The organism is Micromonospora sp. ABR4_055, from assembly GCF_056160425.1.
Genome location: NZ_JBSWXD010000002.1, coordinates 76,362 through 102,616, shown reverse-complemented (window position 1 = coordinate 102,616; position 26,255 = coordinate 76,362). Strand labels below are relative to the sequence as shown.

37 protein-coding genes are annotated in these 26,255 nt (G+C 67.7%); 22 read left to right on the top strand and 15 right to left on the bottom strand.

Annotated elements, in window-relative coordinates; all coding sequences use genetic code 11:
• Positions 1 to 172: 172 nt before the first annotated feature.
• The 5 genes from ACXAHD_RS01405 to ACXAHD_RS01385 all read right to left on the bottom strand — a co-directional run bounded on the left by ACXAHD_RS01405 (position 173) and on the right by ACXAHD_RS01385 (position 3,109).
• The gene (locus tag ACXAHD_RS01405) at positions 173 to 502 is read right to left on the bottom strand and encodes a hypothetical protein (protein ID WP_475047953.1); all 330 of its coding nucleotides are present in this window, start codon (positions 500 to 502) and stop codon (positions 173 to 175) included.
• A 297-nt stretch (positions 503 to 799) separates the two neighbouring features.
• Entirely contained in the window at positions 800 to 1,162 is a 363-nt protein-coding gene (locus tag ACXAHD_RS01400; protein WP_475047950.1) for a hypothetical protein, read from the bottom strand.
• Positions 1,163 to 1,426: 264 nt separating this feature from the next.
• Positions 1,427 to 1,831, bottom strand: coding sequence for a hypothetical protein (locus ACXAHD_RS01395; protein ID WP_475047948.1), 405 nt, complete (start codon positions 1,829 to 1,831; stop codon positions 1,427 to 1,429).
• An 82-nt stretch (positions 1,832 to 1,913) separates the two neighbouring features.
• Positions 1,914 to 2,315 carry a hypothetical protein gene (locus ACXAHD_RS01390; protein WP_475047945.1) on the bottom strand — a complete coding sequence of 134 codons (402 nt, stop codon included), beginning with the start codon at positions 2,313 to 2,315 and terminating at the stop codon, positions 1,914 to 1,916.
• Between the two features lie 59 nt (positions 2,316 to 2,374).
• Positions 2,375 to 3,109 carry a GntR family transcriptional regulator gene (locus tag ACXAHD_RS01385; protein WP_475047943.1) on the bottom strand — a complete coding sequence of 245 codons (735 nt, stop codon included), beginning with the start codon at positions 3,107 to 3,109 and terminating at the stop codon, positions 2,375 to 2,377.
• Between the two features lie 110 nt (positions 3,110 to 3,219).
• On the opposite strand from ACXAHD_RS01385, the gene ACXAHD_RS01380 reads away from it, so the two are divergent.
• The 15 genes from ACXAHD_RS01380 (at position 3,220) to ACXAHD_RS01310 (ending at position 12,390) form a co-directional block, all read left to right on the top strand.
• On the top strand, positions 3,220 to 5,022 hold the full coding sequence (locus ACXAHD_RS01380) for a hypothetical protein (RefSeq protein WP_475047940.1): 1,803 nt from the start codon (positions 3,220 to 3,222) through the stop codon (positions 5,020 to 5,022).
• A complete protein-coding gene (locus ACXAHD_RS01375) occupies positions 5,009 to 5,155 on the top strand; it encodes a hypothetical protein (RefSeq protein ID WP_475047937.1) in 147 nt (48 codons plus the stop codon). Before ACXAHD_RS01380 ends, ACXAHD_RS01375 begins: the two co-directional genes overlap by 14 nt.
• Complete coding sequence (locus ACXAHD_RS01370) at positions 5,152 to 5,427, top strand: hypothetical protein (RefSeq protein WP_475047934.1); 276 nt, start codon at positions 5,152 to 5,154, stop codon at positions 5,425 to 5,427. The genes ACXAHD_RS01375 and ACXAHD_RS01370 overlap by 4 nt, the downstream gene beginning before the upstream one ends.
• A gap of 23 nt (positions 5,428 to 5,450) precedes the next feature.
• Positions 5,451 to 5,717, top strand: a complete 267-nt coding sequence (locus tag ACXAHD_RS01365) for a hypothetical protein (protein WP_475047931.1) — start codon at positions 5,451 to 5,453, stop codon at positions 5,715 to 5,717.
• On the top strand, positions 5,718 to 5,933 hold the full coding sequence (locus ACXAHD_RS01360; RefSeq protein ID WP_475047928.1) for a hypothetical protein: 216 nt from the start codon (positions 5,718 to 5,720) through the stop codon (positions 5,931 to 5,933).
• Positions 5,930 to 6,370 carry a hypothetical protein gene (locus ACXAHD_RS01355; RefSeq protein ID WP_475047925.1) on the top strand — a complete coding sequence of 147 codons (441 nt, stop codon included), beginning with the start codon at positions 5,930 to 5,932 and terminating at the stop codon, positions 6,368 to 6,370. The genes ACXAHD_RS01360 and ACXAHD_RS01355 overlap by 4 nt, the downstream gene beginning before the upstream one ends.
• Before the next feature lie 3 nt (positions 6,371 to 6,373).
• Positions 6,374 to 6,772 (top strand): hypothetical protein, encoded by a 399-nt coding sequence (locus tag ACXAHD_RS01350; protein ID WP_475047923.1) that lies wholly within the window; start codon positions 6,374 to 6,376, stop codon positions 6,770 to 6,772.
• A 3-nt stretch (positions 6,773 to 6,775) separates the two neighbouring features.
• Positions 6,776 to 7,816, top strand: a complete 1,041-nt coding sequence (locus tag ACXAHD_RS01345; protein WP_475047920.1) for a hypothetical protein — start codon at positions 6,776 to 6,778, stop codon at positions 7,814 to 7,816.
• Positions 7,817 to 7,851: 35 nt separating this feature from the next.
• Entirely contained in the window at positions 7,852 to 10,287 is a 2,436-nt protein-coding gene (locus ACXAHD_RS01340) for a P-loop NTPase family protein (protein WP_475047917.1), read from the top strand.
• 16 nt (positions 10,288 to 10,303) lie between these two features.
• The gene (locus ACXAHD_RS01335) at positions 10,304 to 10,618 is read left to right on the top strand and encodes a hypothetical protein (protein WP_475047914.1); all 315 of its coding nucleotides are present in this window, start codon (positions 10,304 to 10,306) and stop codon (positions 10,616 to 10,618) included.
• Positions 10,606 to 10,815 carry a hypothetical protein gene (locus ACXAHD_RS01330; RefSeq protein ID WP_475047912.1) on the top strand — a complete coding sequence of 70 codons (210 nt, stop codon included), beginning with the start codon at positions 10,606 to 10,608 and terminating at the stop codon, positions 10,813 to 10,815. Before ACXAHD_RS01335 ends, ACXAHD_RS01330 begins: the two co-directional genes overlap by 13 nt.
• Positions 10,816 to 10,905: 90 nt before the next feature.
• Positions 10,906 to 11,163, top strand: coding sequence for a hypothetical protein (locus ACXAHD_RS01325; protein ID WP_475047910.1), 258 nt, complete (start codon positions 10,906 to 10,908; stop codon positions 11,161 to 11,163).
• A gap of 32 nt (positions 11,164 to 11,195) precedes the next feature.
• Complete coding sequence (locus ACXAHD_RS01320) at positions 11,196 to 11,432, top strand: hypothetical protein (RefSeq protein WP_475047908.1); 237 nt, start codon at positions 11,196 to 11,198, stop codon at positions 11,430 to 11,432.
• 11 nt (positions 11,433 to 11,443) lie between these two features.
• Entirely contained in the window at positions 11,444 to 12,094 is a 651-nt protein-coding gene (locus ACXAHD_RS01315) for a hypothetical protein (RefSeq protein WP_475047906.1), read from the top strand.
• Complete coding sequence (locus tag ACXAHD_RS01310) at positions 12,091 to 12,390, top strand: hypothetical protein (RefSeq protein WP_475047904.1); 300 nt, start codon at positions 12,091 to 12,093, stop codon at positions 12,388 to 12,390. Before ACXAHD_RS01315 ends, ACXAHD_RS01310 begins: the two co-directional genes overlap by 4 nt.
• Before the next feature lie 57 nt (positions 12,391 to 12,447).
• Here ACXAHD_RS01310 and ACXAHD_RS01305 read toward each other — a convergent pair whose 3' ends face one another.
• Both ACXAHD_RS01305 and ACXAHD_RS01300 read right to left on the bottom strand, forming a co-directional pair.
• Positions 12,448 to 12,810 (bottom strand): hypothetical protein, encoded by a 363-nt coding sequence (locus ACXAHD_RS01305; protein WP_475047902.1) that lies wholly within the window; start codon positions 12,808 to 12,810, stop codon positions 12,448 to 12,450.
• Positions 12,807 to 13,550: a GntR family transcriptional regulator gene (locus ACXAHD_RS01300; protein ID WP_475047900.1), complete on the bottom strand. Its 744-nt coding sequence runs from the start codon at positions 13,548 to 13,550 to the stop codon at positions 12,807 to 12,809. The genes ACXAHD_RS01305 and ACXAHD_RS01300 overlap by 4 nt, the downstream gene beginning before the upstream one ends.
• Positions 13,551 to 14,033: 483 nt before the next feature.
• Between ACXAHD_RS01300 and ACXAHD_RS01295 the strand changes: the two genes are divergently transcribed.
• The 3 genes from ACXAHD_RS01295 to ACXAHD_RS01285 are packed head-to-tail and all read left to right on the top strand — an operon-like array spanning position 14,034 to position 14,847.
• Entirely contained in the window at positions 14,034 to 14,276 is a 243-nt protein-coding gene (locus tag ACXAHD_RS01295; RefSeq protein WP_475047898.1) for a hypothetical protein, read from the top strand.
• Positions 14,273 to 14,581 (top strand): hypothetical protein, encoded by a 309-nt coding sequence (locus ACXAHD_RS01290; RefSeq protein WP_475047895.1) that lies wholly within the window; start codon positions 14,273 to 14,275, stop codon positions 14,579 to 14,581. Before ACXAHD_RS01295 ends, ACXAHD_RS01290 begins: the two co-directional genes overlap by 4 nt.
• Positions 14,578 to 14,847: a hypothetical protein gene (locus ACXAHD_RS01285; RefSeq protein WP_475047892.1), complete on the top strand. Its 270-nt coding sequence runs from the start codon at positions 14,578 to 14,580 to the stop codon at positions 14,845 to 14,847. Before ACXAHD_RS01290 ends, ACXAHD_RS01285 begins: the two co-directional genes overlap by 4 nt.
• Before the next feature lie 31 nt (positions 14,848 to 14,878).
• Here ACXAHD_RS01285 and ACXAHD_RS01280 read toward each other — a convergent pair whose 3' ends face one another.
• Positions 14,879 to 15,514 carry a hypothetical protein gene (locus ACXAHD_RS01280; RefSeq protein WP_475047890.1) on the bottom strand — a complete coding sequence of 212 codons (636 nt, stop codon included), beginning with the start codon at positions 15,512 to 15,514 and terminating at the stop codon, positions 14,879 to 14,881.
• Positions 15,515 to 15,523: 9 nt separating this feature from the next.
• Positions 15,524 to 16,381 (bottom strand): hypothetical protein, encoded by an 858-nt coding sequence (locus ACXAHD_RS01275; RefSeq protein ID WP_475047887.1) that lies wholly within the window; start codon positions 16,379 to 16,381, stop codon positions 15,524 to 15,526.
• Between the two features lie 188 nt (positions 16,382 to 16,569).
• Here ACXAHD_RS01275 and ACXAHD_RS01270 point away from each other — a divergent pair, with 188 nt between their 5' ends.
• The 4 genes from ACXAHD_RS01270 to ACXAHD_RS01255 are packed head-to-tail and all read left to right on the top strand — an operon-like array spanning position 16,570 to position 18,618.
• On the top strand, positions 16,570 to 17,022 hold the full coding sequence (locus tag ACXAHD_RS01270; protein WP_475047885.1) for a hypothetical protein: 453 nt from the start codon (positions 16,570 to 16,572) through the stop codon (positions 17,020 to 17,022).
• Positions 17,022 to 17,345, top strand: coding sequence for a hypothetical protein (locus tag ACXAHD_RS01265; protein ID WP_475047883.1), 324 nt, complete (start codon positions 17,022 to 17,024; stop codon positions 17,343 to 17,345). The genes ACXAHD_RS01270 and ACXAHD_RS01265 overlap by 1 nt, the downstream gene beginning before the upstream one ends.
• Complete coding sequence (cas7c, locus tag ACXAHD_RS01260; protein ID WP_475047881.1) at positions 17,342 to 18,202, top strand: type I-C CRISPR-associated protein Cas7/Csd2; 861 nt, start codon at positions 17,342 to 17,344, stop codon at positions 18,200 to 18,202. Before ACXAHD_RS01265 ends, cas7c begins: the two co-directional genes overlap by 4 nt.
• Positions 18,199 to 18,618, top strand: a complete 420-nt coding sequence (locus ACXAHD_RS01255; RefSeq protein ID WP_475047879.1) for a hypothetical protein — start codon at positions 18,199 to 18,201, stop codon at positions 18,616 to 18,618. Before cas7c ends, ACXAHD_RS01255 begins: the two co-directional genes overlap by 4 nt.
• 428 nt (positions 18,619 to 19,046) lie before the next feature.
• Here ACXAHD_RS01255 and ACXAHD_RS01250 read toward each other — a convergent pair whose 3' ends face one another.
• From ACXAHD_RS01250 to ACXAHD_RS01225, 6 genes are all read right to left on the bottom strand, one after another.
• Positions 19,047 to 19,187, bottom strand: coding sequence for a hypothetical protein (locus ACXAHD_RS01250; protein WP_475047877.1), 141 nt, complete (start codon positions 19,185 to 19,187; stop codon positions 19,047 to 19,049).
• Complete coding sequence (locus ACXAHD_RS01245) at positions 19,187 to 19,426, bottom strand: hypothetical protein (protein ID WP_475047874.1); 240 nt, start codon at positions 19,424 to 19,426, stop codon at positions 19,187 to 19,189. The genes ACXAHD_RS01250 and ACXAHD_RS01245 overlap by 1 nt, the downstream gene beginning before the upstream one ends.
• Positions 19,427 to 19,436: 10 nt before the next feature.
• Complete coding sequence (locus ACXAHD_RS01240; protein WP_475047872.1) at positions 19,437 to 19,748, bottom strand: hypothetical protein; 312 nt, start codon at positions 19,746 to 19,748, stop codon at positions 19,437 to 19,439.
• A gap of 262 nt (positions 19,749 to 20,010) precedes the next feature.
• Complete coding sequence (locus ACXAHD_RS01235; RefSeq protein ID WP_475047869.1) at positions 20,011 to 20,805, bottom strand: DUF2786 domain-containing protein; 795 nt, start codon at positions 20,803 to 20,805, stop codon at positions 20,011 to 20,013.
• A gap of 154 nt (positions 20,806 to 20,959) precedes the next feature.
• Positions 20,960 to 21,208 carry a hypothetical protein gene (locus tag ACXAHD_RS01230; protein ID WP_475047867.1) on the bottom strand — a complete coding sequence of 83 codons (249 nt, stop codon included), beginning with the start codon at positions 21,206 to 21,208 and terminating at the stop codon, positions 20,960 to 20,962.
• A 73-nt stretch (positions 21,209 to 21,281) separates the two neighbouring features.
• Entirely contained in the window at positions 21,282 to 26,228 is a 4,947-nt protein-coding gene (locus tag ACXAHD_RS01225; RefSeq protein WP_475047865.1) for a DEAD/DEAH box helicase family protein, read from the bottom strand.
• Between the last annotated feature and the right edge of the window lie 27 nt (positions 26,229 to 26,255).

Below are 26,255 nucleotides of genomic sequence, written 5' to 3'. Positions count from 1 at the left end.
AGCAACTTGCTTCACCCGGACCCGGCGCAGAAAGTTTGCGCGGACCGGCCAGCTAGACCGCCACGCGGTACGGCCTATACCGCCACGCGGTACGGACAACAGCGTTTCCGCAGGTGGATAGGCTATCCGATAGGCCATCCCTGGAACCGAGATGGCCTATCCCCGCAACCGCTCACCGAACCTCTGGCAGCGGCCCCAACCGGGCCGGATGCGTCAGCCGGTACCGCCAACCGTCCCCGTGCTCCTCACGGACCAGGTAGCCGTTGAACTCCAGATCCTTCAACACCTCGACGAGCGGAGGATCGTCCGGGTGCTGCGTCGCTGCGAGCCCGTCGCCGACAACCAGCGTCTCCTCGGGGAAGCTCAGCAGGTAGCCGAGCAGGCCCAAGCCGACGAAGGTCCGCCGAGGATCGTTCAGCCACAGCTCTGGGATTCCGGTGGTCTTGTCTGCTGTGTGGGGCACGTTGACCCCGCAGACGATGTCAGGCAGGTCGTTGGTCACGTTCGTCTCCAGTTGTTGGCTGTTCAGGTCGTCGTACGTCAGTGCTTCGTTGAGATCGAAAACTTCGCACCCGCTCGCTTGCGAGCGGGCAGCCGACGCGCAGCGGAGGCGGAAGGGTTGAGGCGGTGATTGATTCGGTAGTTGGCTCGGTCCTTGTGTCGGTAGGCGGCACTCCAGTGCCGGTGGTCTGGCATCCCAGTGCCGGTGGTACCGGCACTGCACTACCGGTGGTACCGGCACTCCAGTGCCGGTGGTGAGGCCGACCACCGGCATCCCAGTACCGGTGGTCGGCCTCCATCACACCGGAGCGTGCAAGTCCGGACCTCCATCAACACCCACCTCGGCGGTCAACAAGAACCTGGTCTCCCAGTCATCCGGCGCACACAACTGGTAGATGTCCACAAGGTTCGCCTTACCCGTGTTGGATCCACGCTGGCTGCGGTACAGCAGGAAGTTGTCCCGCAGCACCTTCAGGCTCTCTCGTACCCACCGGTCGCCGTACCCGGTGTCCTGCATCAGTCGCTTCACTCCCGGACGCACGTTCTTCCCGGTCTCGAAGTCGGCGTAGGTAGCGAGGGTGTACGCGACGAGCTTGAGTTTGCGGTGGTGAGCTGGCAGGTCGAGCCGCCGAATGATCCGGCACCACTCGAACGGCTTCAAGGCGAGAAGCTTCGGAGGATGCCCGCTCACGAGCGGCTGCCGGCGGGTCGCACAGACGTGCGGACAGGGTAGACTCGTACTGTCATCGTGGGTCGCCTCCTGCTAGGCGATCAAGAGCCCGGCCGGTGCTACCAACACCGCGTCCGGGCTCGACTTTTTGTAGTTGGACGTCCCCGATTCTACCCGTCTGACCTGTTCAAGGCATCGACGGCAGAGCCCCGCGACCATCAGGTCGCGAGGGCTCAACCCGGCCGGCTCAACCAGTCACGGCACCACCGACCCCGACGGCGACGGCGACGGCGAACCCGACTCGACCACATCACCCGGAAGCGGGATCGGCGGCAGATCATTCGGCCGCCCCAGACAGCCGTTGATGAACGACAACTCCCGCAGCTCAGCAAACGCCTCCGCGCTGTCCCCATGCCGAGGGAACCGCTCCTCGTCGAGACGGAACCGGTAGAACGCATCCGAGCAGGAAGCCTCATCGGGCAGGTCAGTGCCGGTCTCCAACAACTTGGCCCGCACCTCCACACCCTGCTGGTAGACGGCGTCGATCGCCTCGACGCGGTCCTCGTACTCATCCTGGTTCAGGTAGTCGCAGCCGGAGGCGAGCACGGCTAGGGCGACCAGGGCACCGATGCGGGGGAGTAGACGAAATCGTGTAGTCACGGCCGGCAGCGTAACGGCTACAACCGGTCAGAGCCTGGGTTAGACATGGGCAGGTTCCCGACAGTCTCTCCCACGCCGATCCTCACCGAGGCAGGTCAGCCGCCCGCCGCAACCCGGTCCAGTGGTGCGACGGCACGCCGGGCTCAGCCGACCAGCCGTCCGTGAACGGCACCCACCCGTCCCACACATGCAGCGGCAGAATCTCGTCGAACACGAACGTCGTCGCCTCGTGGCCCCGGATCAGCTCGTGCCGCACCGCGTACACCACCCCGTACCAGTCGTCATCCCAGCACTCCGGCCGCTCAAACGAGTTGACCGCCTTCACCCCGCCGCCCTCGTCGGGCTGGTAGGCGCACCACGCCAACGCCCTGCCGCCGGCCGCCGCGACGATCCACGTCTTGTCCGGGCGCTCATCCAGCCAGGACTCGGCCTCACGCCACATCCGGTCCAGCAGCGCCCGGTCCCGACGCAGACCGCCGATCACCGGCTCGTACAGCGGGTCGCCCTAGCGCAGGATCAGGACATCAACGCGCTCGGCGCGGCTCAAAGGTCGATCACGTAGTCGAGCACGACCCGGTCACCAGGGATCACGATCTCCACCCCTGCCTCCACCGGACGGTCGTCGGCCAACATGGTCCGGGTCAACGCCAACACCGGCACCGCCACCGCGATCTGCAGCCCGTCGCGTTCCTCCGGTGACGGCATCCGGGTCCGGACCTCTTCACGGACCTGCGTCACCTCTATCCCCAGCGAAGCGAGCTGTTCAACAACCCCGCCCGGCCACGGCTCCCGCGACAGGTCAGCGACGGGCGTGCCAGCCACCAGATCCAGCAGCACGTACGACGTGGACATCTGCTGCGGTACCCCGTGCGCCCTGATGAGGTACCGGCGTTCCAGCACTGGTGTGCCGATCTCCACCTGTAGTCGTTCGGCGACGACACCGTCGGCGACGGTTTCCGTGTGGGACCACTCGACGTCCCCGTCGGTGAACCCGCCTCCAGACCGCTGCGGCCGGAGGCGGTATCGGGAGGCGTCGAGCCGGCGGATCGGCCGCTGTAGCCGGACCTGCGAACCGCGGCCCATGAACGTGTCGATTAGACCCTCGGCCTGCAGCACGTTCATGGCCTTGCGCACGGTGCCACGTGAGCAGTTGTGGCGTGCCTGCAGTTCGGGTTCGGCCGGGATGAGTGCCCCTGGGATGAGTTCGCCGGACCGGATGCGGTTGCGGATGTCGTCGGCGACGCGCCGGTAGGCGGGCTGGTCAGGTGGGGCGGCCATGGCGGTCACCGTACCTTCCGGCGGGTTGGGTGTGGATCACACGTCTAGACGACACGCTCACAGCATACCCGTATAGACGTCCCGTGTGCACTACCTGTATAGTCGGGTGCATGAGCGGACACACGCTGGCCATCCACGACCCGGGCAACACCGGGACGCCCCCGCCTGCCCCCAGCGCGTTCGCACGCCTCGCAGACTGGTTCGCAGGCATCCCCACCTGGCTTCTCGTCGTCACGGCCGCTGCGATCACCGTCGTCGCCGTCGCACTCCTCATCACCGCCACCGCCCGCGCCATCAACCGGCTTCGCAACCGCGAAACCCCCAAGCGCGAATCCTGGGCCAGCGACAAGGCCATGACCTTCCTCGCAGCCGGCGTCGCCACCGCCGTCACCGGCACCGGCATGTGGGCCTTCTTCCACGACACCCTCGGCGTCCGCAGCCTCCCGCTGCTCGTCGGCCTCTTCGCATTCTTCGAGATCGCGATGCTCGCCGAAGCCCTCCGGTCCCGCCGCTTCCGGCTGCGCCGCGCCGAAGCCGAAGCGAACAACCCCAGCGACGACGACACCCGCGACATCGACGTCGACGGCATCGCAGTGTGGGTACTCGCCATCATCTCTGGCGTCCTCGCAGCCACCCACGAAACCGAGTTCGGTGCCATCGCACTACGGCTCATCGCACCGGTCATCGCAGCCTGGCTTTGGGAACGCGGCCTCGTCGGCGAGCTGCAGCAGTTCCGCCGCCGTAAGCCCACCAAGAAGATCGCCCTGCGAATCTCCCTGGAACGGGTCCTGGTGTTCCTGCGGATCGCCGAACCAACCCGACGGGACGTTGACGACGTCGACCGGTCCCGGCGCCGCGCCGCGTACACCGTTGCCGCGTACCGGCTTCACACCTGCCGCACTGATGGTGCATCGAAGTCGCTGGTGCGCATCGCCCGTTGGCGTCTGCGCCGCGCCGGGCTGGCGATCATGACCCGCTACGGGGCTGCCGAGCTTGAGCGTGCCCGCGCCGACGTTGCCGCCCTGTACGGAATGGAGGACTCGACCGCGCCGACGGCTGTCGCCGGGCTCGCCCCGTGGGCGGCAGGCAAGGCTGAAGTGATCGTCGGCAGCGCGGTGCCGACGGTGGATGCGGTTGTCGACCAGCCGGCCATCGAAGCTGCGTCCGAGCCCGCCCCGGCACCGGCCTTCGCTGAGGTGGATCTTCTCGACGACTGGGCGGACGTGGTCCCCGAGACCGCCGTTCGCACCCACCCGCAGTCGGTGTCGCAGCTGGCTGGTTCGCACCTCGCACAGGACATCGCGAAGGGCACTCTGCTCGGCGGTACCACTCGCAGCAGTGGCCCTCGCACCGTCGGGGGAGAGGCCGCGAAGGCAACCCCTGCCGCCCGTGCCGCTCTCACCGCCACGGTACGCCGCCAACCCGCCCCAACGCCGGCAGCCAACACCGCCGCCAACACCAGCGCGCAGCCCACTGCGAACCGGCCAGCCAACCCGGCCACCAACCGTGCAACCACCCCAACTGACACCCCCACCGGGGATGAGAAGCCACTCGGACCGCAAGCCCAGGAGACCGTCGACAAGCTCGTCGCCGCACTCTCGCGTAAGCCCAGCCGAACCAACCGTGAAGTGGCGAAAGCCGCCCGCGTGTCGGTTGGCACCGCGAACCGGTACATGGCCCGCGTACGCAGGATCGTCGCCGAACTCGACGCTGCCGAAGCGAACCAGCCTGAGCCCACCCCGCCGGCCCCGCAACCCGCCGTCCCGGACAACCCGGCTGCGAACCGCGAAGCCACCGCCCCGGCAGGGCTACCACCCATGGCACCCCTGCCCGCACCGCAACAGCTCGCAGTCGTCGCAGTGAACGGCCACAACCACCACTCGCACCAGGAAGCCGCGAATGACAACCGCTGACAGCACGCTGCCGCCGCCAACCGGCAGCGAACCCGAGCCACGTTCGCTCGTCGTCGCCGCGAAGGACGCCGCGCAGATCCTGCGAACCCTCCGCGCACCCAAGCCGCACACCGAGAAGGAGACCGACCAGTGACCGTCATCGACCTGCCCGCGACCGCTGTCCGGGACACCACCCCGACCGCCGACCCCATCGAGACCGTGGTGGTGCCGGGCCGGAACCCGTACACGCCGGCCATGTACGGCCTGTACGTGGCCACCGCCGGTACCGCCCTGGCTGCCTGCTGGGCCGAGTACACCGACCACGAGACGCTGACCTGGCTGGTCGTGGCCGCGTTCCTGCTCGCCGGACTGGGCCTCGCCGCCCGGGTCGCCGAAGCCCGGTACGACAGCCGCAACCCCTACTGACCTGCAGAAACGGAGATCATCCAGTGGCGTCGAAGTTGTTTGAGATCAAGGTGTTCCGCAAGGAGCGTGAGGTCGACGGGGTCAACCCGTTCGTGACCGGGCTCGACCTGGACAACGCCGAGGTCACCTACAACCGGCTGAACCGGCACCTGATCGGCGCCGCTCTCCGGGCGGGTGGAACCCGCTCTGACCTGCACGAATTCCATCTGGAGTTTCGGGAGATGGACGGGCACGGCAAGCCGTCGGGCACCCGCCGGATTTGGGTGCATCCCGTGGTGGAGGAGGTGTAGGTGGCTGGCCGGAAGACCAAGCCAGCGGTCAGCCGTAGAACCTGGCATACCGCCCGAATCGGGCAGGCGGAGACGCCGAAAAGCAAGCTCTGGGCCTACTGCCACTGGCTGGTATCAGCGGCCTGGCACGCCGACCGGATCGCCGAGACAACCAACGCCGTAAAGAAACTCATCGATGAACTGGAAGACGCGAGAACGAAAGGAAGAACCCAGTGACCGTCACCGACAGTGAAACTCGAAACCTCGACACCCCCCGGGCGGCCACCGGGGACAGCCCGGCTGCGCCCGCGCGCGCGCCCCCGAGACTACCCGTCACCCAGCGTGCATGCCAACTGTGGACCGGAATCCGGGCTGCGGCCCGTACTTGGTGGGTGTGGACCGCCCAACCCGCCTCACTCGCCGACACCTGGAAAACATCCAAGGTCGACCCCCGACGGGTCCCCGGCAACGCCGGCCCGCTGACCGTGCTGTGGCGGATCTCCAACGCCACCGACCGGCTGCTCATGTTCGCCCTCATCCTGGCCGCGCCCACCGCCCTGACCGGGCCGCTGCGGTGGGCCGCTACCCGCCCCACCCGCCGGTGGGGCCTGTACATCGCCATCACAGCACTCACCGCGACCACCGTCGCCCACACCCTGCTCGGAAGGAGCTAACCCATGTCCGGAGTCGAAATCAGCATCGGAGCGGCGCTGGTCATCATCGCCCTCACCACCCAGTACGTCCTCACCAAGCGCCTCAAGGACGGCAAGGCCCGCCGCTACTACGCCTGGGTCGCCTGGGCCATGGCGTACATCGGTGGCGTCGGCATCGCCACCGACATCAGCTCCGCCACCGGCATCACCGTCGTCGGCGCCACCGTCGCCTCGTTCGTGATGCTCGCCTTCATCATCGCCGACCTGTGGGACAAGCGGCCCGACTGGACCGCGTTCATCCTCATCATCCTCGCCCCGGCGTTCATGTCCGCTGTCGGCGGACCCGTCGGCGCACTGTTCGACCTGCTGCTGCTGCCCGGCTCGCTGGTGTCCTCCAACGCCGCCGGGCTGATCGGGGCCTGACCCGTGGACCCGTTCTCCGCCATCGTCACGGTGTTCGCGCTGTGGGCATTCCTGCAACGGGCACCCGGCCTCGTCGGCGAAGCCGTTCGCGAGTTCAGCTACGCCCGCCGGGGGGAGGAGTCCCCGGAGGCGGCGGCCCGCCGGCAGCGGCTCATCGACGCCGGGGTCGACCCGGCCACCGGCGGCGCGTTCCGCCAGTACGCCGGCAACGTGTGGCGGGACTACTGGGTCGACAAAGAGGCGAAGCGGGTCGCTGGCCGTATCCGCAAGACTGCCGACGGCGTCAACACCGACGCCGATCCGGACGCGGCGGGGGATGAGTCTGCGAAGGGCTGGTGGGCACGGGTCCGGGACCGCATCGACACCGAAACCGACTACTACGCCGACAGGTGGCGGGCACGCCCGCTGCGGGACCGCCACCTGTACGACACCAGCACCGGTGACACCGCCGACGGGCAGCAGGTTGACGGGCGCAGGCCGGTACCAGAACCCGACCTGACACCGGGCCACGAAGACGTTGACATCGACCTCGACGGCCCCGACCACAGCAAACCCACCGACGACAGCCCTCCACCACCTCGACCCGAACCGGATCCCGAACCCGCAGCCGGCGAACAGCAGCGGCCACCCATTCGGGTCACCGCCACCATCCTCACCGACCCACCCCACCAGCCGGCATCGCCGAAACCCGCACAACTTGGAGGACCGATGAGCAACGCACTCGACACCCGCCCCGGCAACGCCGTCACCGTCGTCACCGGCGTCGTCTCCGGCGCCGAAGCCGCCAACGCTCTGCAGCGCCGCCTGGCCGCCGCCACCGCCGCCTACGTCGCCGAACTGACCCGCATCGTCAACGGTGCCGCCGCCCTCGGCGAGCAGACCATCGGCACCGTCCAGATGTCCCAGAACTCGCGGGTCGTCGCGGCGATCGCCACCGCCGCGGAGGCCACCGCCGCTGCCAAGCACGCGGTCACCTCCTGCGACGCCGAAGTCAGCGCGGTCATCGGCCAGATCCGCCGCGAGTTCAACCGCATCAACAGCTAACCCACCAACACCGGGATCAGAGAAGGAGTTCGACCGTGGCAGTGACGACGCACCGCCCGGCGCCGCTGCCGAACGCGCCGGCACCAGGGCGGAACCACCACGGCGGCGGGGCACACGTCCCGCCGCCAGCCGGCGCGGCCAAGATGCAGAACTGGTACATCGACCAGTCTGGCCGTAAACACGGCATGCCGTACGAGGTGCCCGTCGACGGTGACGACCAGCGCACCCCGCACCGCCGCCACCAGTGCACCCACCAGCGGGTTGTCAACGGCGGCGGGAAGGAACGCTGCCCCACCACGATGTGGCTGCTGTCCGACCAGCGGGTCCACTGCCAGGACCACGGCAACCGGCTCGCCGAGGTGAAGGAACCGTCACGGCCCGGCGCGGTCGCCGCCGACGTGTGGCGCATGTACGGCCGGGCGGCGGCACCGTGGGCGATCCCTGCCGCGGCAGCTGTCGCCGACACGGCATTGGCGCTGGCCCAGCTCAGCCCCCTTGAGGTCGCGTTGACTGCGCCCGCTCTGGCGTCTGCCGCCTGGTGGGCACGCCGGCAGCAGCTCACCGCCGACGCAGTCAAGCACCGCCGTATCGAGAAAGGGCAGAAGAAGGGCCGCCGGGTCGAAGAGATCCGCCGCCGGGCACGGGCCGCCGGGATGCTCGGCGCAGAGGCCGGCGTGTGGGCGACCGTTCTCTCGGGCACCGACCTGTCGACGTGGCCCGGCCGGGCCGTGGCCGCCGCAGGGATGCTCCGCTGGGCGGCCGGGTCGGTGCCGTGGTGGGCTGCCGTCGAAGAACGCCGCAACCGCGGCACCACCACCCCCGCCAACGACACCCCGGCGGTGAAGGTTGATGTGCAGGCCGCAGCCGACCAGGCAGACGTGCAGATCGACCCCGTCGAGGTGGAGGCTGTGTCGACGTGGGCAACCAGGATCGGCTGCCCCGGCGGGCCGCTGTCCGGCACCGAACTCATCGACTTCCAACGCCTGCCCGGCTGCGACGTCAACGCCGAGTCCCGCACCCGCCTGCCGAACTGGGTCGCGAAAGTCGTCGCGAAGCAGGCCGGCACCATCAACATGAGGGAACAGCGTCCTACCCTGCGCGGCCGGATCGCCGCCGCCTACCACTGCACCTACGCCGACGTCAGTTTCACCGCCGACGAAGCCGACCTGAGCGTCGCCTGGGTGCGCGTCCAACCGGACAATGTGCTCGCCGAGACCAAGATGTGGCCGGGACCCGGTGCGTCGGACTGGAAGCGGGGCCGGTCCACGGTCGGCCCGTTCGACGACGGCGACCCGATCCACTACCAGTGGTGGACCAAGGGCGGAGCCGCCCATGATCTGATCTCCGGCTGCACCGGCTCCGGTAAGTCCGAGTTGGTGGCGCAGCTGCTGCTGGCGTCGCTGCACTCGCAAGGGTTGGTCATCGACTGGGTTGGTGACCCGCAGGGCGGCCAGTCGTACGGGGCGCTCAAGGACGCAGTCGATTGGTTTGCCCGCGACAAGACCGAGATCACTTTCCTGTTGTTGGCGGCGTTGAAGGAGATGTACCGCCGCAACGACGAGCTGGCCCGTAACAACATCAAGACGTGGCAGGCCAGCACGGCGATGCCGCTGCTGGTCCTCACCCTCGACGAGGTCCAGTCGTATATCGACGACCCGACCATCCTGGAGTTGGTCGAGAAGCTGGTCGGGCAGGGCCGTAAGTGCGGCATCAAGATGCGGCTGATCACCCAGATCCCGGCCGCCTACAACCTGGGCGGCTCCACCTACATCAAGGAGCAGCTGAAGGCAGGCCAGTCGCTGATCTTCCGGGCGATGACGGACATCGCCGGCCGGTCCGCGACCGACGGCGACTGCCCGATCGACCCCACCGAGCTGCCGGTGAAGTGGGGCAAGAACACCTGCGCCGCCGGGGACCCGACCGCCGGGCTGATGTTCGTACAAGGCGTCAACGGCCGCGACGTGTACGGCCGCGCCTACTGGACCGGCGACAACATGGACGTTTGGCTGGTCGACTACGAAGGCCAGTCGACGCTGTCCCCAGGAGTGTTCGGCCTGGAAGCGCAGATGGAGTCCGGCCCGCTGTGGGGGGACCGGAAGGAACGCGCCAAACGTGCCGTGCTCGCGGGCCGATCGGACGCAGATCTGTTGTCTGGCGGTAAGGCGTTGGAGTTGCTGGAGCAGGCTGCGGTCAGCGCGGCGCAGATCGAGGTGGTCACCGGCAGCCTGCCCGGACAGTCGCAGGGCGGCCAGCAGCCGAGACAGCAGGCGTCGCGTCGCGTCGAAATCCTCGACGCCGCACGGGCTGCGGTCGACGACCGCGGTCTGATCACGCGTGACGCGCTGATGGCCGAGATCGGCGGCCGGATCCCGGAGAGCACGGTCCGGACGCTGCTGACCGGCCTGGTGGAGGACGGCACCCTCCGCAGGATTCGTAACGGCTTGTACGAGCTGGACTCAGCTCGTGTCTGACCACGAGGAGACATTCATGCAAGACAACGTGGACCGGCTGATCGAGCAGGCCCATGCCGAGCTGGTGCGGGTCGACAGCAAAGCCCAAGGTGTGCTCACTGTGGCCGGGCTGGTGTTCGCGGCCGGTGCCGCAGTCGTTGGTCAGGCCGACCTGCCGACGGTGGCCTACAACATGGCTGCCGTTCAGCCAACTCGACCTGATCAACGACAAGGTCCGCACCTAGAACGACCCACCCGATCGGGTGACCTGCGAGAACTGCAAGACCCCGAGACGCTGACCGTCTCGGCAACCCACCCAACCCCTGAAAGGACCCAACCATGGCCATTCTGACCTGCCCGAAATGCGGCGAAAACAACAACTGGACGGTCCTCAACGCCGACCCTGAAGCCGGGTTCGCGTCCGGTACCTGCGGCTGCGGCACCCAGGTGTACGACCCGCACTACACCGGCCCCGACACTCACATCGGCATCCGTGTTAGCGGCATCGGCGCGATCGGTTCCGGCAGCAGCGTCAACATCCAGCGCTAGCCATCTGATGATCCCTGTGGCAGCCCGCCCGCGTCTGTAGTCGGGCTGCTGCGGAGACCGGCAGACCGCCGGCAGAAACGGAGAAGCGCGATGCGCCTGTTTAGCAAGAAGCCGGCCCAGCCGACCGACACCTACCGGCCGATACCCAGCAACGCCCGAACGATCGAGGAGTGGCAGCAGTGGGAGGCCGAACGTGGGTGCGTCACCTGTGAGCAAAAGGGATGCCACCGTATGAACCACAGCTACGGCCTGTGCGTCGACTGCAACTCGCCCTACTGCAACGGCGACGCCTGCCCCGGCGTCTCCGCGACCAGCCCCGGCATCACCTTCACCATCACCGTCGGCTAGCTCCCACCCACCACCACGATCGGAGATCCACCGTGCCCAACAACCCCCAGCCGGAAACGTTCGCGACCGCCCTCGACCGTGGCGACCACCACGCCGCCCTCAACATCCTGGTCAACCTGGCCAACAACGGCCAAGCCGACCAAGCCGCCGCTCTGCTGCAGGTCCTCGTTGAGTTGGCCACCGCTGGCCGCCACACCACTGTGGTGCAGCGCATCAACACGGTGCCGGCTGGTGCGACCGTCGTCGGCGTCCGTCTCGGCGATATCTGACAGGACCGCCGGTGACCGCCTCAACCCGCCGCATCCCCCGGCAACGCCCACCATCCCGTGCCCGACCGGTACGCCGCCGCGGCATCGTCTACGGCATCAACGTCATCCACCCACACACGGGGCAGGTGGTGCTCGGCTACGTCGGCAAAACCCGGCAGCAGCTCGCCGCACGCGAGCGGCAGCACCGCGAGGAGCAGCCGTGGGCTGACACGATCGTCGGCACCGCCTACGTGATCGCCGAACACCAGGCGTGGTCCGACGGTCAACTGGACCGGGCCGAGCAGACACACATCCGCCAACGGCAGCCGCTGTACAACATCGACCACAACCGGAACAACCTGACCAGAATCCCGCCGTGGCAGGCCATCGAGCAGCGGCAGGCCCGCGAAACAGCACGCGGCAACCCCGGCTGGATGCCCGGCAAACCGGTTGCCCGGCCCCGGTCGGCGTGGTCGAAGTGGTGGCGACGCAACGGCTGGAAACTCGTCATCAACGGAGTTGTCTGGATGGCCGCCGCAGCAGTGCTGATGCTGGTGTTCGGCACCAACGCGAAGGGTGCCGCTGTCGGCGCGACCGCGACAGTCATCGTCCTGTCGGGGTATGGACGCTGGTGGGGGCGTCCCCGACGGGTCAGGTCTCGCCGACGGCGGTCCCGGCGGTGAACGTCGCAGAGTGGCGGCGACGTGGCGGTGTCAACCCGGACGCAGCCGAGGGAGCACCATACCGGTGGCTCGCCCACCGACACGGCGACGTAATCGCCACCGGCCCTCACTGGCACGGCCGCGACGCCCGGCACGTCGCCGAGATCCGGCTTGCCGATCTGATGGCCGACCCCGACAGCAAGCCAACGGACGCCGCAGGGATCGTCGTATGGGCGTGGCCATCCGGTCGGCCGTCCCAGCGGGTAGAGGTCCGCGCCGACGACTGGATCGCTCACCGGTTCTCCATCGGCGCCTGAACACACGAAACGGCCCCGGCAGCACCAACGCTGCCGGGGCCGCTCCACACCCACACGTCAGAGCCGGTGCAACTCCCACACCCCCGACGCCGGCCCCTGCTCCCGCAGCTCGTACGCCGAACCCTCCTGCAACACGACGATCCCGCCGCCGGTCGGCAACGCGCCGACGAACTGGCCGTCCATCGCTTCAATCAGCCGGTACACGTGGCTCCGGTCGGTCCACGTGTCACCGGTGACCCGCCAGCCCACCCCGTCGTACGCGACTCGGTACACGACACCGGACTGCATCCAGTGATGCCAGATCCCGTCGTTCCGCAGCGGCGTCCCAGCGGGCCGAGCCCACATCTGCGGCAGGTCACTGCCCTGCTGCTCCTCGGAATGGTCGAGCAGCAGCGTTCCGAGCATGGTCGCGGTGGTCATCGTTCGTCTCCTTCGTAGATGGTTTCGTTCCGGTCACCGGGCAGCACCGTGACCATCACGGCGACGACCCGGCCGTCTGCTGTGCGCCTGACGCGCACGTGTTCCAGCACCGCCACACCGGCACCCAGCATGAACAGGTCAGCTTCATCTGCTGTCGGTGGACGTGCCCGGAGCCGGTCCCGGTAGGTGCGCCACCCGTGCCCGGCCGCTTCCATCACCGCGTATGTGCCTGGCCGCACGTGCGCCGGCAACTCGATCGGGGTGCCGGCGACGATCCCCAACGGGAAGTACGTGTCGGCGGTGGTGTGCAACTGCTCGTTGACCCAGCGGAGCCGCCTGCGTGCGAGCACCGGCGTCCCAGGGTCGACTTCGAGGAGGTCAGCGATCTGCCCGTCTGCGAGCAGCGTTTCGGTGCGGATCTGCTCCTGCGGGTCGCGGCCCTGGTGGCGGATGCCGTTGGACCACGAGTCGGCGGGGGTGACGTCGGTTGCGGTGTTCCGCTCCGGGGTGGACGCCACCCATTGGAGCAGGTTCTGGCTGCGGGTCGCCCAACCTTGGCCGCGTGCGGAGGTGATGAGCCCTTCGGCGGCGAGTTCCCTGAGCGCTGCGCGAATGGTCGCCCGGCTGACCTTGAACTTGGTGACGAGGGCGTGTTCTGGTGGCAGCCGTGTGCCCGGCTGCAGGTTGGCGACGTGGCGTCGCATCTCTTGGGCGACGCCGCGGTAGAGGACTGTGCTCATCGGCCTCCTCTTGGGCTGTCCGGGCCTGTGAACTTGGCGAGTTGTTCGGACAGCATGCCAAGTGGTTGACCCATTGTGGCCGGCGTCTATACCGGATTACCGTCATCGTACGGCTTGGCCGCCAAGTAGCACAGGCATAACAAGGCGAACAGGTTTCGTCTTGCGTGACTGGGGACGTATCGCCGCGAACGTGGTCAGCACCCGAAATTCGCGCCGCTGATACGTCCCCACCCTGATCGTGGGTGCGGCACCTGAGGTTCCCCCGTGCCGCAGGAGCCGCACCCACCCCCACCACGGAGAGGGGCAGCGAGTGGCATTCTGGAAACGGCCTACACCCGACCCGGTCGGTCCCGGCCCGGCCACCGACTTCGGCGGTCGACGCGGCTGCTGGGCAGACGGCGCGGCACTATCCGAACAGCCCCAGCCCACACCGCCGGCCGACACCCCCACCGACGACCACCGACGCAACCCGGCGGCCCACCGGTGACCGGCGTCGAAACCCTCACCCACATTCGGGACATCCAGGCCGGCAGCTTGATCCCGCTGTTCGGTGGCATCGTCGAGGTCCACCTGGTCGCGGACCCACCTGACGGTTTCCCAAGTGCCGTCGCCATGTGGGTCACGCCCCTCGGCCATCGGCCCGACGGGTCCACCCCGTCCGAGACGATGGTGTTGATGCCCGCCGACGCGCAACTCCTCGTTGTGCCGGGAGGTGGCCGCCGGTGACGTCCATGGACCCGGGGCCGGTGTCCCGCGACGACGCCGCCGAAGCATCCGAAGCGATCCTCGCCGCACACCGGGCGGATAGGAAGTGCTGGCGCTGCCCGGCTGACGGCGGGGTGTGCCCGGCCATACCGGACGCCGGCCGACGTCTCGCAGCGATCCGCGACGAGCTCAACGACGACCACCCTGATCATCCGCTGTTCGACTGGTGGCCGGGCGGAGTACGGGAAGCGCTGCGGACCGGCGGCGCGGTGCTGGTCACCCGCGACAACCCGCCCCGCGTCCTCGCCCCGGAGGAACCGGCGTGACACGGCGCGGGGTGGTGCATCTGGTGTCCGGGCATGACCCGCACCAGCCGTCGTGGGACTGCGTCAAGTGTCCCGGTGACAAGCCGTGGCCGTGCGACACGGCCAGGGAAGAGATTGCCAAGCTGCCGGGCCGGGGTGCCACCCGGATGGGGGAGCTGATGGAGGCGGCGTTCCGGGATGGGCTGCGGTTGCCGGCGGGGGAGATGTGGGAGCGGTTCATCGCCTGGACCGGAAAGGACAGCGAAACGGCCAGCGACAGAGGCTGATACGCCCCGCCGCCGGCCGCCCACATTCCTGCTAGTCGATCGCTATCGCGTGCTCCTCCAGCAGGCTTGCGGCTGCCCGCTCGACCAGCTCAGGCTCGCTCCAGACCGGACCCACCCCTTGCACCAGCACCCGGTTGACGTGCAGCATTGCCCTACCGAACTGCTCCCGATGTGCCATGCCCACCCGTGCGAGCTCCAACAGCGGCGGCATTCCCGGCGCGCTGTACCCCCACTGCTGCACGTGGCGGTACAGGGCCATGCCAGCTTGCCGTCCGGGCTGCAGGTTGCGGCCGATCGTCGAGATCGGCGTGAACACCGCTGCCGTCAACGCGTCGACCAGTTCGACGACACGCTCGTCACCGTCCGCTTCTGGCAGTGTCTCCAGTGCCAGCCGGAGCGTGCGTGCGGCCAGGTGCCCGGCGAACAGCGGCAGCCGACAGTACGCGGCGTCCAGCACGTCCGTGTCTCTGCGATGCCAAGTCGTTCCGTGATGCATCATCAGCCGCTGCAACGGCGTGTATTCGAGCCACCGGCCTTCCTCCTTCCGGTGGGCGTAGGCGACCAGGATCTGCGCCCACTGGTACTCATCCTTCTGCGGCACCAGCCAGCCCGGCATGCGCTTGGCGAGGCCGGCAGGCCGGGGATCGACCAACATCAGGTTTGTCATCGGGACTCCTCAGCCGAGTAGGCCGGACAGGGTCTGCGGGCTGATGCCCAACCGCTCAGCGGCTTCCTTCTGCGACCCGAGCCGCACGGAGACCTCCCGTGCGACACGGACACGCGACTCGCGGATGTCCGCCAGCAGCCGCGACCGGATCAACTCCGACACCGCCTGCTGGGCTTCCGCCAACTCGGCCAGGTCGTCGATGTCCATCCGGCCCAACTGCTCCCGCGTCCGCCGCAGGTGCTCGGAAACTTCGGCGACCATCTGCGCAGCGACGCCCAGCGGCGTCTCGACGTCGGTGGCGTGGTCGCCGTTGTCGGCGTACACGATGGCGGCGGCGGCCGAGGGCGTCAGGTGCGCCCAGAACTCGCCGCGCGAACCAACCGAGGTCCGCACCCGCAGCAGCCACGTTCCGCCGGCCGCGCGCCACACACTGTGGCGCTCGTTCGATCCCTCGTTGACCGTGTGCTCGGCGACGATCTCGGTGGCGTCGTCCATGTCGAACCACCACGCACTGGTCCAGTGCGCGATGTCGGTGTCGTCGCTGCCCGCGTCGTCGGTGACGACCCGCCACGTGTCCCCGGACGGGGCCTGGTACTCGCCGTGCTCGTTCCGCAGTTGGTAGGTGGTGCCGTACTGCGGGTCGGGGGTGGTGAGTGCTTCGCAGCAGTCGTCGTCGAGTTCTTCGCCGTCGAGCCATCCGTGGATGTCTTCGGCGGTGATGGCGATCAGGTCGGTTGGCCAGCCGCCGGGGGTGACCCTGGATTCCCAGCCTTCGTCGGTGAGGACGAGTGCGGTTTCGGCTGGGTTGCCGGTGTTTTCCGCGTAGTTGTGCAGTTCGCGGATCATCTCGGCCGTGATGGTGTGCATGGTGTTCTCCTTCGAGTCGGCCTCAGAGAGGGGGACTGGCAACGAAACTACGGGGTACCCCGTAGTTTGTCAAGGTAGATGCCTGGCAGACGTGTTTTTGCTGGTCAGATCCGATGTCTGGGTGGCATCCCTACCCACCTACCACCCCCCGCTAGTAATTATTAGAGGGGGGTGGTAGGTTTCTTGGCATGACAGTCATCCCGTACTGGACACCCATCGTCCGCACCCCCGAGCAGCAAGCCGAGATCGACCGAACCCGAGCCGAAGACGAAGCCCGAGCCGCAGCCGCCCGTGCAGCGAACACGGCACTCACCGCCCGATGCGAAGCCGAAGGAACCCGGATCTACATCCGCTACGGGTTCGCCCGCAGCGGATACCGATCCACCAACCACCGCGACAACCGACTCGAAGACGGGCTGTCGTGCTACGCCGCATACCGCCTCCCCGACGGCACCCTCGTCCTCGACATGCGCGGGGTCGACTACTTCAGCTTCCTGTTCGGCGGCTTCGCCGCACGGCAGGCATACGAGGTCCGCAGCAAACAAGGCCCCATCTGCGTCGGCTCCGATGGCGAACCCATCATCGCCCGATTCACCCTCAAGAAGATCAACCTTCCCGAAGAGACGCAGGTCATCCACTGATGGACACCACCACCGCCGGCTACAGCATCGAACCCGAAATCCTGGCCGCCCTCGTCGAACAGTTCCGTACCGACGTCGCCGACCTGGCCGACGAACCCGACCCGTCCGCCCGCTACGTGGCGCTCACCGCCGAGCAGGCACGGCTGCAGGCCATCCACGACGCGATCGTCGGCGAGCTGAAACACCAGCGTGGCCTCGCCGTCCGCCAACTCATGAAGGACTGCGGCTACAACCAGACCCAGGCGGGGGAGGCTCTGCAGATCGGCCAGTCGCGCGTCTCGCAGCTCCTCGCCGCCGTCCGCCCCCAGGACGGCGACAAGTGACCGCCGCGCACCTCGACCCCGGCCGCCGCCACGACATCGTCCTCGCGTTCGACGTCACCGACGGCAACCCCAACGGCGACCCCGACGCCTCCAACCAGCCCCGTGTCGACGACGAAACCGGCCACGGCCTCGTCACCGACGTCTGCATCAAACGCAAAATCCGCGACACCGTCGCCACCGTGCACGGCGACGACCCCCGCTACGGCATCTTCATCGAAGCCGGAAACGCCCTCCGGCCACGCGCCGACCAGGCCCGCACCACCGCACCCGACGACCCGAAAGCGTGGCTGTGCGGGCGGTACTTCGACCTGCGCATGTTCGGCGGGGTCCTCACCGGCGGCACCAAGGTCACCCCGTTGACGTGGCGCGGCCCGCTGCAACTCGGCTTCGCACGCAGCCTCGACCCCGTCCTGCCCTCCGACCACGCCATCACCCGCATCACCCAAACCAGCCAGGAAGACATCGACAAAGGCGAAACCACCGAGATGGGCGGGAAATGGACCATCCCGTACGGCCTGTACCTGCAACGCTGGTCCTACTCGGCGCCCCTCGCCGCGAAGACCGGCGTCACCTCGGACGACCTGGCCGCCCTCTGGCGTGCCGCCACCGACATGTTCGACCACACCTCGTCGGCGGCGCGCGGTGTGATGCAAACCGTCGGCCTGTGGGTGTTCACCCACCCCGACCCGTACGGGGTCGCCCCCGCCGGAGCACTGGCACGCCGCATCCACATCGACCGCACCGACCAGGCGCGACCAGCCCGCGCCTACACCGACTACCAGGTGCAGGTCCGCGACAGCGACCTGCCCGCCGGGATAACCGTCACCCCGCTGGTCAACGCCTGGGAGCAGTGGTGACCGACACCAACAGCCCCGCCCCCAACCGGCTCATCAACGAGGCGCACCGGGCCGCCAAGCGGTTGGAGTTCGCCGCGATTGGCCAGGCCGGCGCCACCGGAATCGCCGCCTCGAAACTCATCGACCACCCCGACAGTTGGCTGCTGTGGCTCGGCGCAGTCACCGCCGTGCTCACCGTCCCAGCCACGTGGATCTGCCGCAACCGGCAGCTAGACCGCGCCCACTGGCTCGCCACCACCGACCAGTGGTGGAAGCAGCTCGACGAGATGCCACGCCGGGAACCGTTCCCGGCGCTGGTCGACTGGATCGATACGCGGACCGACCACGTACGAAAGCTCGCATCCAGCCGGCGGAGCCTGCTGGTCGGTCGTCGCGTATCCGCCGACCCGCAGAGCCGGCGGCCAGCAGAGGGCTAGCCACCCCGGAAACACGAAAAGCCCGGCCCGACCCCTGCCTGCGCGGCGGGTGGTCGGGCCGGGCTCTCTTTCGCGGAGTCAGCCAGCGTTGATAATCGTTGGCACAGCAGCTACGCACCGCCTGCCAACAAAGAACTGAACCTCGGAGTTGGTGACCCCTACATCCACGGGGACCATGTTAGCCGCAGAGACGGGTCGTCGAAGCTCATAAACCATGTCAGGCAGGCCCACGCCTGCCTGACAGCTCGCGCCTACCTGGCCCGCGACAGAACGGGCGTCACCTTGCACCGAGCCGAGATAGTGCCAGACTGCAAGCCACTGCCCGGACGGCTGCTCCATCATCCGAACTTTGTTGGGGTCGACGATCTCGTGCATAACGCTCTCTTCTTCTCGTTGAACAAATAAAACCACCCGGCGAAGACCATCACTCAACGGCGTCTGCCGGCACCGGCGAGGAACGCCAGCAGCAGACCGAACCCGCCGGCAGCCCACTTCGGCCAGTCCGCGCCAGGGTCGACCGCCACAGCCGCCATCACGGCGATGAAGCCGAGCGCGAAGAACGCCTTCACTAGCTGTTCGCGGCCTTCAACCGACGGTCGATCTCGTCAACGACGTCGTTGCTCACCCGGAGCCACTCGTCGGGGTCGAGGTCCAGCCCGGCGGGCTCCGCGTGCAGGAAGTATTCGTTCGCGTCCACGTAGTCGTGGAGTTCCTGGAAACCGGTCGGCTTCGCCGGGATGACGCCTTCGGCGGCGTCCTTGCGGATGTCTGCCATGGCCCGCTCGACCCACTCGGTGATGTCGATCATCTCTGTCTCCTCAGTTCTCGGCTTGCTGGATGAGACGCCGTCCGGCGGACAGCATCTTGTAGAAGTTGGTGCGGGTTTTGTCGTTGTAGCCGAGACTCCCGGCTAGGTCCTGTCGAGCCTTATCGAACTTTTGTTCGGTGCGCATCTCTTCGGACAACATCCTCGCGGCAAGGATGGCAAGGGCGTCGCTGACGTCGCTATTCGGGATGGTGCGGACCCAGCGCAGCAACTCGAAGGCTTCCCGGGTACCGGCGTCGTCGGCAAGTTGCAGTAGCCCGTCGAGCCCGTCGTCGGGTGTGGGTAGCCTCGTGAATTGGGTCATTTCGTTTCTCCTTGGTCTGCGGTGTTCACCGCCCACCAATAGTGAGTCCGCCGAACTTGGTTTGTCAAGTTCGGCGGACTCGGCAAGGTGTGTGCAGGCTAGACGTCCACCAACCGCACACCCCGAAGCTGCCCTACAACCTCACGAAGCGTCGTCACATCAGCGACAAGGCCCCGCTACGCAGCAGCCAACCCACAGCATCGCGACCATGATCACCTTCCACGCCCCGCCGGACCACAGCCCGGCGAGGCATAGGAGACGATCAGGAACCGATCGCCTGACGACCCCCACCACCGACACGCGAACCACCTAGGTCCGCACGCCGGCCAGCTGCGCGACCCTCCGCCGCACCAGCGCTACCCCGCCGCATCGGCCGCACCGACACCCGCGGGTACACCTCCTTGAACTTCGCAGCCACCAACGCGTTGCGGTCCCGCAGCGCCACAGCAACCGAACCGCTGGTCTCACCGCATGCAGTGCGCTGCCGCTGCGCGTCCTCTCGAGCCCGCACCTCCAACGCCTCCAGCCGCTCCATCACCTGCACCGCGTACCCGTAGTAGAAGTTCTTCGCGAACGACACCGCCGACGTCCCCGCCGGCCGGTCCACGGCCGCCAACTCCCTCGCAAGCTGCACCAGCAGAGACCCGAACAGCATCTCCACACGGTCAAGGGTGGACTTCGCGCCGAACAGATGCATCTGCACATCCGACCGGCTGCGATCGGTCCTGACGTTCGGCACCCCCAACGGCTTACACATCGCGACCAACAACAGGGCCTTGTCGAGCGCATACGGCCCCGGAATGTCGACGCGCCGGTCACCGATCTCGTCCACGACCTGCCCCGACGCCGACAGCATCAACTGATCCACACCGTAGGTAGCCATCAACTCAGTGGCCTTCGCCGTGAACAGCCGCGCCTCATCCGGGCCGACGCCCTCAGCCTTCGCCAGCAGCTTCCGGATCTGGTCGACCTTCTTCGCGACCTGCTCCGGGCTAGGTGCCTCGAACCGGGTCACCGCCTCCATGAAGGCATCCAAGTCCAAGTCTGCGTAGTCCATTGATTCTCCCCATTTGTTCAGGTACCGGTCTCCTTCGCCGGTGCCACTCGTCGTCACCCTGACCCCAACCTTGGAAGCAGGGCGACGGCGGGCGGCACCGGCCAGAAAAGAGCTGTCAGCCTTCCCTAGCCGGTGAACACCTCAGTCGAAACTGTCAGTTGTGGCCGTGTTCGGCCTGCGCGGCTCGCAGCGCCTCCGCCATCCGCTCGACGAACGCCGCCAACTCTTCGTAGCTGCCCGCCCAGGACGGCCCGCCGTCGTCCGGGTCACCGACCGTCAACGCCCACGGCGTGGGCCGGTCGTGTCCGGCGTACACGTGCATCGGGTTCCACTCGGCATCCGGGTGGAACACCTCCACCTGATCGGGCACCTGGAACGGGGTCAACGGGTCGTAGGTTCCCATAGCAAATCCTCCATCCTTATCGTTGGATCGGTTGGTGGGCTACGGAGCACGTGTTCCGTAGCCCACCAACCGGCTAGGCGAATGCGTCCGGGCCGAACAGGTCCGCGAACTCCTTGGCGATTTCCTGCTCCATCAACTCCGCGAACAGCGAACTGACGTCGGCGATTTCCTGCTCCATCAACTCCGCGAACAGCGAACTGACGTCGTCGTCATCCGGTTCGGCAACGTCGACCACCGACGGTTCCGGCTGCACCGGATCCGATGACCTCGCCGCCACACTGTCGGCGGCCTCCACATTCCCCGCCATGTGGCCGTGCGTCGCCTCGTCCTGCAACGCCGCGTCGATCTGGTCGAGCCGCGCCAACGCCGCCGTCAACTCGGCCTCATCAGCGAACGGCTCAGCCTGCGCCTGCCGCATGTTGCCGATCTCCACCCGCAACTCAACGGCCTTCCGCCGCAGAATCTCCGCCGCCCGGACAGCCTCACCGACCTTCTCGGTGAACTTCTCCACGATCCGGTCCGGCTTGTTGAACCGGCGCAGACGGAGCTCCACCGCGCCGCCACCACCGTCGATGTTGATCAGCGGCTCCCGGCCGCCGTCGCGGCCCTCCGACACCCAGTAGTCGGACGTCACCGTCAACCCGGCAACCACACCGCTGACCGGCCGGTACTCCTTGTATCCGTCAACCACTGCCAGCAGCGCCTCACGGTCGTCATCGGTGAACTCCGACAGGGCGTCGGCGATCGCCTGCCACGCCTCCGCATCCGATTCCATGTTGTCGGCGGACCCGACAGCTGACGGAATCTGACGGGTCATCCGCTGCACCGTGTTCCGGTGCTCCGCCTGCATCCCACGCAGCCGCTTGACGTCGGCCTCCACCTGGGCGCGTTCCAGCAGCAGCGGCTGGCCCGTCGCCGCCGCCTTCGCTGCGGCGAACCCGAGCACCTGATCCGACGCCACATCCTCCACCGTCCGGTCCAGGTTCCCGGACAGGATCTGAGTGATGAACCCGATCTTGCGTGACAGAAGCTGCCACATGTAGGCGTCGAACGTGCGGGTCGTCACGTACCGGTACACGTGCACCCGCTCGTACCGGTTCCCCGGCCGCAGACCGCGCCCGTCCCGCTGCTCCACATCCGCAGGCCGGTACGGGGCGTCCACGTGATGCATCGCGATAACCCGGTCCTGAATGTTCGTGCCCACACCCAGCTTGTCGGTAGACCCGAAGATCACCGACACCTTCCCGGCCCGGCACTCGGCGAACAGCTGCGCCTTCGCCGCATCCGTCTTCGCGTCGTGCACGAACCGGACACGGCCGACCTCCATGCCCCGGTCGACCAGCATCCGCCGCAACCGGCCGTACGTCTGCGGGTCGACCGCACCGTCAACGTCCTTCGGGGTGCCGATGTCGCAGAACACGATCTGCAACGAATCCGGCGCGTCCCGCCAGATCGCGGCGATCTCGTCAGCGGCCCGGTCCAACTTCCCCGGCTCGGGGTCGTTGATGCCGACCAGCGCCGGATCGGTCGCCATCCGGCGCCCGTCACCGCAGATCTTCAGCATGTTGTCGGCACCCTTGGCTACGACCCGGCCGCCGCTCTTGGCTTTCTCGACCCGCTCCACCAACTCTTCTGAGTACTCCCGCTGCAGCGTGGTCGGGTCGACGGCGATGATCCGTTCGTGCGCCGCCGGGCGTTTCAACCCCAGCTGTTCCGCCGTGCGGATGTCGGCGACCTGCGACAGCAGCAGCCGCAACTCGGGGGCGTTGACGAACAGCGCCGGACGGGTCTTGAGTTGGAACTGGCCGCCGTCCACGGTCACGTCCACGGAGGTGACGAACTGGACGTAGGCGGCAGCCCACGCATCAGCCGAACTCAACCCGATCTGCTTGAGGTACTGCGGCATCGTGTAGTGCAGGATGACGTACAGCTCCAACATGGTGTTGGTGACCGGTGTGCCGGTGAACAGGGCCGCATACCGGCCCGAACCGCGCCTCGACAGCCACGTCAACTTGACGTCCATGTCGGTGGCCCGCTTCGACGGACGCACCGAAAACCCGTCCGTCCGGGACGGCATGGCCAGGTTCTTGTAGTAGTGGAACTCGTCAACGATCAGGTAGTCAACGCCCAACTGCTCGAACGTCACCCCAGCGTCACGGCCTCGGGCCTTGTGCCGCAACTCCCGCACCTGAGTCTTCAAGCTGTCGAGGCGCCGCGCCACACCCTTGACCATGCGGCCTTCCATCCGCCCGTCCGGAGCCGCGTCGATCAACGCGTCCCGCAGATCCTCCGTCTGGTCATCCAGGTAGGCGGCCTCGGTCTCCGGAGCGACCGGCATCGCGTTGAACGCCGAGTGGGTGATGATCACAACATCCCAGTCGCCCGTAGCGCAGCGAGCCGCGAACGACCGCCGGTTCGCGCTGATCGTCTTCGCCGACGCCGACAGAATCCGGGCAGCCGGGAACAACTGCCGAAACTCCCGATCGATCTGCTCGATCAGATGGTTCGGCACCACCACCAGCGGCTTCCGCGCCAACCCGGACTGGCGCATCTTCATCGCCGTCATCGCCATCGACGCCGTCTTACCCGCCCCGACGGGATGCCCGCACAGAGACGCCGGCGTACCCAGAGCGCGGGCCACGTAGTCGAGTTGGTGCGGGTACACCTTCGCCGCGAACCACGGCGCCAACCCACGAACCGTGATGTGGCGGCCGTCGAACTTACGTGCAACCTGCGAGTTGTAGCGCTGGTTGTACAGCCTGACAAGGTCATCACACCGGTCCGGGTCCTCCCACACCCACTGAGAAAACCGCTCCCGAATCTGCTGCTGCTTCTCCGACGCGACCAGCGACGCATCCGGGTCCTTCCGCTTGACCTCCCTCCCGTCAACCGTGGCGACCCGATACACCACCGGCGTCTTACCGTTCAGCGCCAACTCGATCAGCCGGTAGCCGTCCACCTCCGGCGTGCCCCACTTGGCGGTGGCGGCGACCGTGAGCCGCCGAGGCCCGTCCACCTCCCACTGGTTGCCCGCCTTCACATGCTTCACAGACGCGGCGTACCCCAACAACTCCTTGATGAACTGCTCCACATAGTGCTGAGCGATCCACGGCGCACCCAGGTTCGCCGTGATCTCACCCGGCCGCAACCAGCGGGGAAGAACCTTCTCCAACGCCTCCACGTTGGCCCGCCACCGGCCGTCACGCTCCGACGCTGCGACTGCAGCAGCGTGCTTGGCCCGCACATCCCCCGACAGGTACTCGTCGGCCGTCACCCACCCGCCGGACTGCGGGTCCTCAAAGACCGCACCGGCCAGCATGGCGACCGCCTCCGACTCGGCCACACCAAGCCGACCGGCGATGTCGTCGAGCAGGACCCGACCGGCGTGCTGGTCGAGACACAACGCCAACGCCTCCTGCGGGTCCGACACCCTGTCCGGCACCACATGCGGCCGGTTCTGCCGCTCCACGAGAATCGGCGCCGGCTCACCCACACCGGTGTTGTCGTCGAACACCTCCAGGGCGAACGTCAACGCCGAATCCGGGTCGTGCCGGAACCCGCCCATCGTCGGATTCCGCCGCGAATACGTCGGCAACCCCGTCTCCGGATCCGCCGGGCCTTCCACCAGCTTCGACCGGTTCAGGTAGCCGAACCGCTTGACATACGCCGCGTAGGCGGCACGCGCCGCAGCACGCGTCGGCTCAATCTCGGCGTCGGCCCGCCAGTGCTCCGCCTCCAACCCGATCAGCCGCACCGCCAGGTCACGCAGCCGCAGCAACGCCACCAGCTCGTCACCGGCCTTCTTGACCGGTAGCGGAACCTCACGGCCGCCGGTAACCACCGTCACCTCCGGACGGCCACCCTTGGCCCTGGGCTCGATCAGCCGCATCGACCCCTCATGCCGTCCGTCGGCGGTCACCACACCGGCCGTGTCCAGCGCGGCGACCTCGGACGACGCAGCAGACCAGCCGAGTCCGCTGCCCAGCGCCTCCGTCGCCAACTTCCGCAACGCCACCGGCAACGCCACCTGCAACGGCAGGTCACCGTCACGCCGGTTCACGACCAGACTCAGCCCGTACTGGCTCGTCTTCCCCTGGGTCATCTCCCCGAGGACCATGTCCGGCCGTTCCACCCACCAGTCGTTGACGGTGGTGCCGTACGTCCAAGACGGCGTCGCCGACGTCTCGAACCAGCGGTAGCCGCCGCGTGACTCTTCGGGACTGCGCTTGCGGAGGATGACCACGTCCGCCAGTGCTTCCGTGCCGCCTTCCAGGCCGCCGTTCGGCAGCCGGACCGCACCGAGGAAGTCCGCCATTTCGGCGATCTCATGCCGGTGATAGTCGCCCGAGTCCATGCTGTACCGCGAGGTCAGCAGGACGGCGACACCACCCGGCGTCAACGCCTTCACAGCCCGCCACAGGAAGTAGTTGTGCAGCGACCACGTCACCGCACGCGGGGCGACCGGATCGAACACCCCCACCTTCCCGAACGGCACATTGCCGACCACAGCCGCGAACTGCGACGGCAGGCGGGTGCCCTCCAACTCACCCCGGATCACGTTCGCCTGCGGGTACAGCAGCTGGCAGATCGCCGCCGATGTCGGATCCCGCTCCACACCCGTCAACTGGGCACCGTCCGGGGCGGTCGCGAAGAACCGGCCCGACCCGCAGCCCAGTTCCGCCACCGCGCCGCCGGTGAAACCCAGCTCCGCCAACACCTGCCACATCGCCGACGCCACCGGCTCCGGCGTGTAGAACGCGTTGTACGTCGCCTGCTCGCCGGCCCGGAAGTCGTCGGCGGACAGCAGCGCCTGCACCTGATCGGAGATGTCGCCCCACGTCTCATCCTTCGGGGCGAACACCGGCGCCATCGGACCCCAGCCCGGCCAACCGGCGAGCGTTTCCCGCTCGCCGGGGGTCGGCTGACGCATCTCCGCCCGCACTCTGGCCAACACTTCCAACGCGGCGACACCCTGCCTCGCCCGACCGATTGGGCCGAGACGGGCCACCTTCTCGTCCACAACAACCTCCCAGCAAGTACACCGAAC

Coding starts and splice junctions, on each gene's coding strand:
- ACXAHD_RS01275 (WP_475047887.1), bottom strand. CDS start 16,381: ATGCACACCATCACGGCCGAGATGATCCGCGAACTGCACAACTACGCG.
- ACXAHD_RS01375 (WP_475047937.1), top strand. CDS start 5,009: ATGACAACCGCTGACAGCACGCTGCCGCCGCCAACCGGCAGCGAACCC.
- ACXAHD_RS01305 (WP_475047902.1), bottom strand. CDS start 12,810: ATGACCACCGCGACCATGCTCGGAACGCTGCTGCTCGACCATTCCGAG.
- ACXAHD_RS01245 (WP_475047874.1), bottom strand. CDS start 19,426: ATGATCGACATCACCGAGTGGGTCGAGCGGGCCATGGCAGACATCCGC.
- ACXAHD_RS01330 (WP_475047912.1), top strand. CDS start 10,606: ATGGCCATTCTGACCTGCCCGAAATGCGGCGAAAACAACAACTGGACG.
- ACXAHD_RS01280 (WP_475047890.1), bottom strand. CDS start 15,514: ATGACAAACCTGATGTTGGTCGATCCCCGGCCTGCCGGCCTCGCCAAG.
- ACXAHD_RS01325 (WP_475047910.1), top strand. CDS start 10,906: ATGCGCCTGTTTAGCAAGAAGCCGGCCCAGCCGACCGACACCTACCGG.
- ACXAHD_RS01380 (WP_475047940.1), top strand. CDS start 3,220: ATGAGCGGACACACGCTGGCCATCCACGACCCGGGCAACACCGGGACG.
- ACXAHD_RS01385 (WP_475047943.1), bottom strand. CDS start 3,109: ATGGCCGCCCCACCTGACCAGCCCGCCTACCGGCGCGTCGCCGACGAC.
- ACXAHD_RS01240 (WP_475047872.1), bottom strand. CDS start 19,748: ATGACCCAATTCACGAGGCTACCCACACCCGACGACGGGCTCGACGGG.
- ACXAHD_RS01230 (WP_475047867.1), bottom strand. CDS start 21,208: ATGGGAACCTACGACCCGTTGACCCCGTTCCAGGTGCCCGATCAGGTG.
- ACXAHD_RS01270 (WP_475047885.1), top strand. CDS start 16,570: ATGACAGTCATCCCGTACTGGACACCCATCGTCCGCACCCCCGAGCAG.
- ACXAHD_RS01265 (WP_475047883.1), top strand. CDS start 17,022: ATGGACACCACCACCGCCGGCTACAGCATCGAACCCGAAATCCTGGCC.
- ACXAHD_RS01235 (WP_475047869.1), bottom strand. CDS start 20,805: ATGGACTACGCAGACTTGGACTTGGATGCCTTCATGGAGGCGGTGACC.
- ACXAHD_RS01300 (WP_475047900.1), bottom strand. CDS start 13,550: ATGAGCACAGTCCTCTACCGCGGCGTCGCCCAAGAGATGCGACGCCAC.
- ACXAHD_RS01335 (WP_475047914.1), top strand. CDS start 10,304: ATGCAAGACAACGTGGACCGGCTGATCGAGCAGGCCCATGCCGAGCTG.
- ACXAHD_RS01350 (WP_475047923.1), top strand. CDS start 6,374: ATGTCCGGAGTCGAAATCAGCATCGGAGCGGCGCTGGTCATCATCGCC.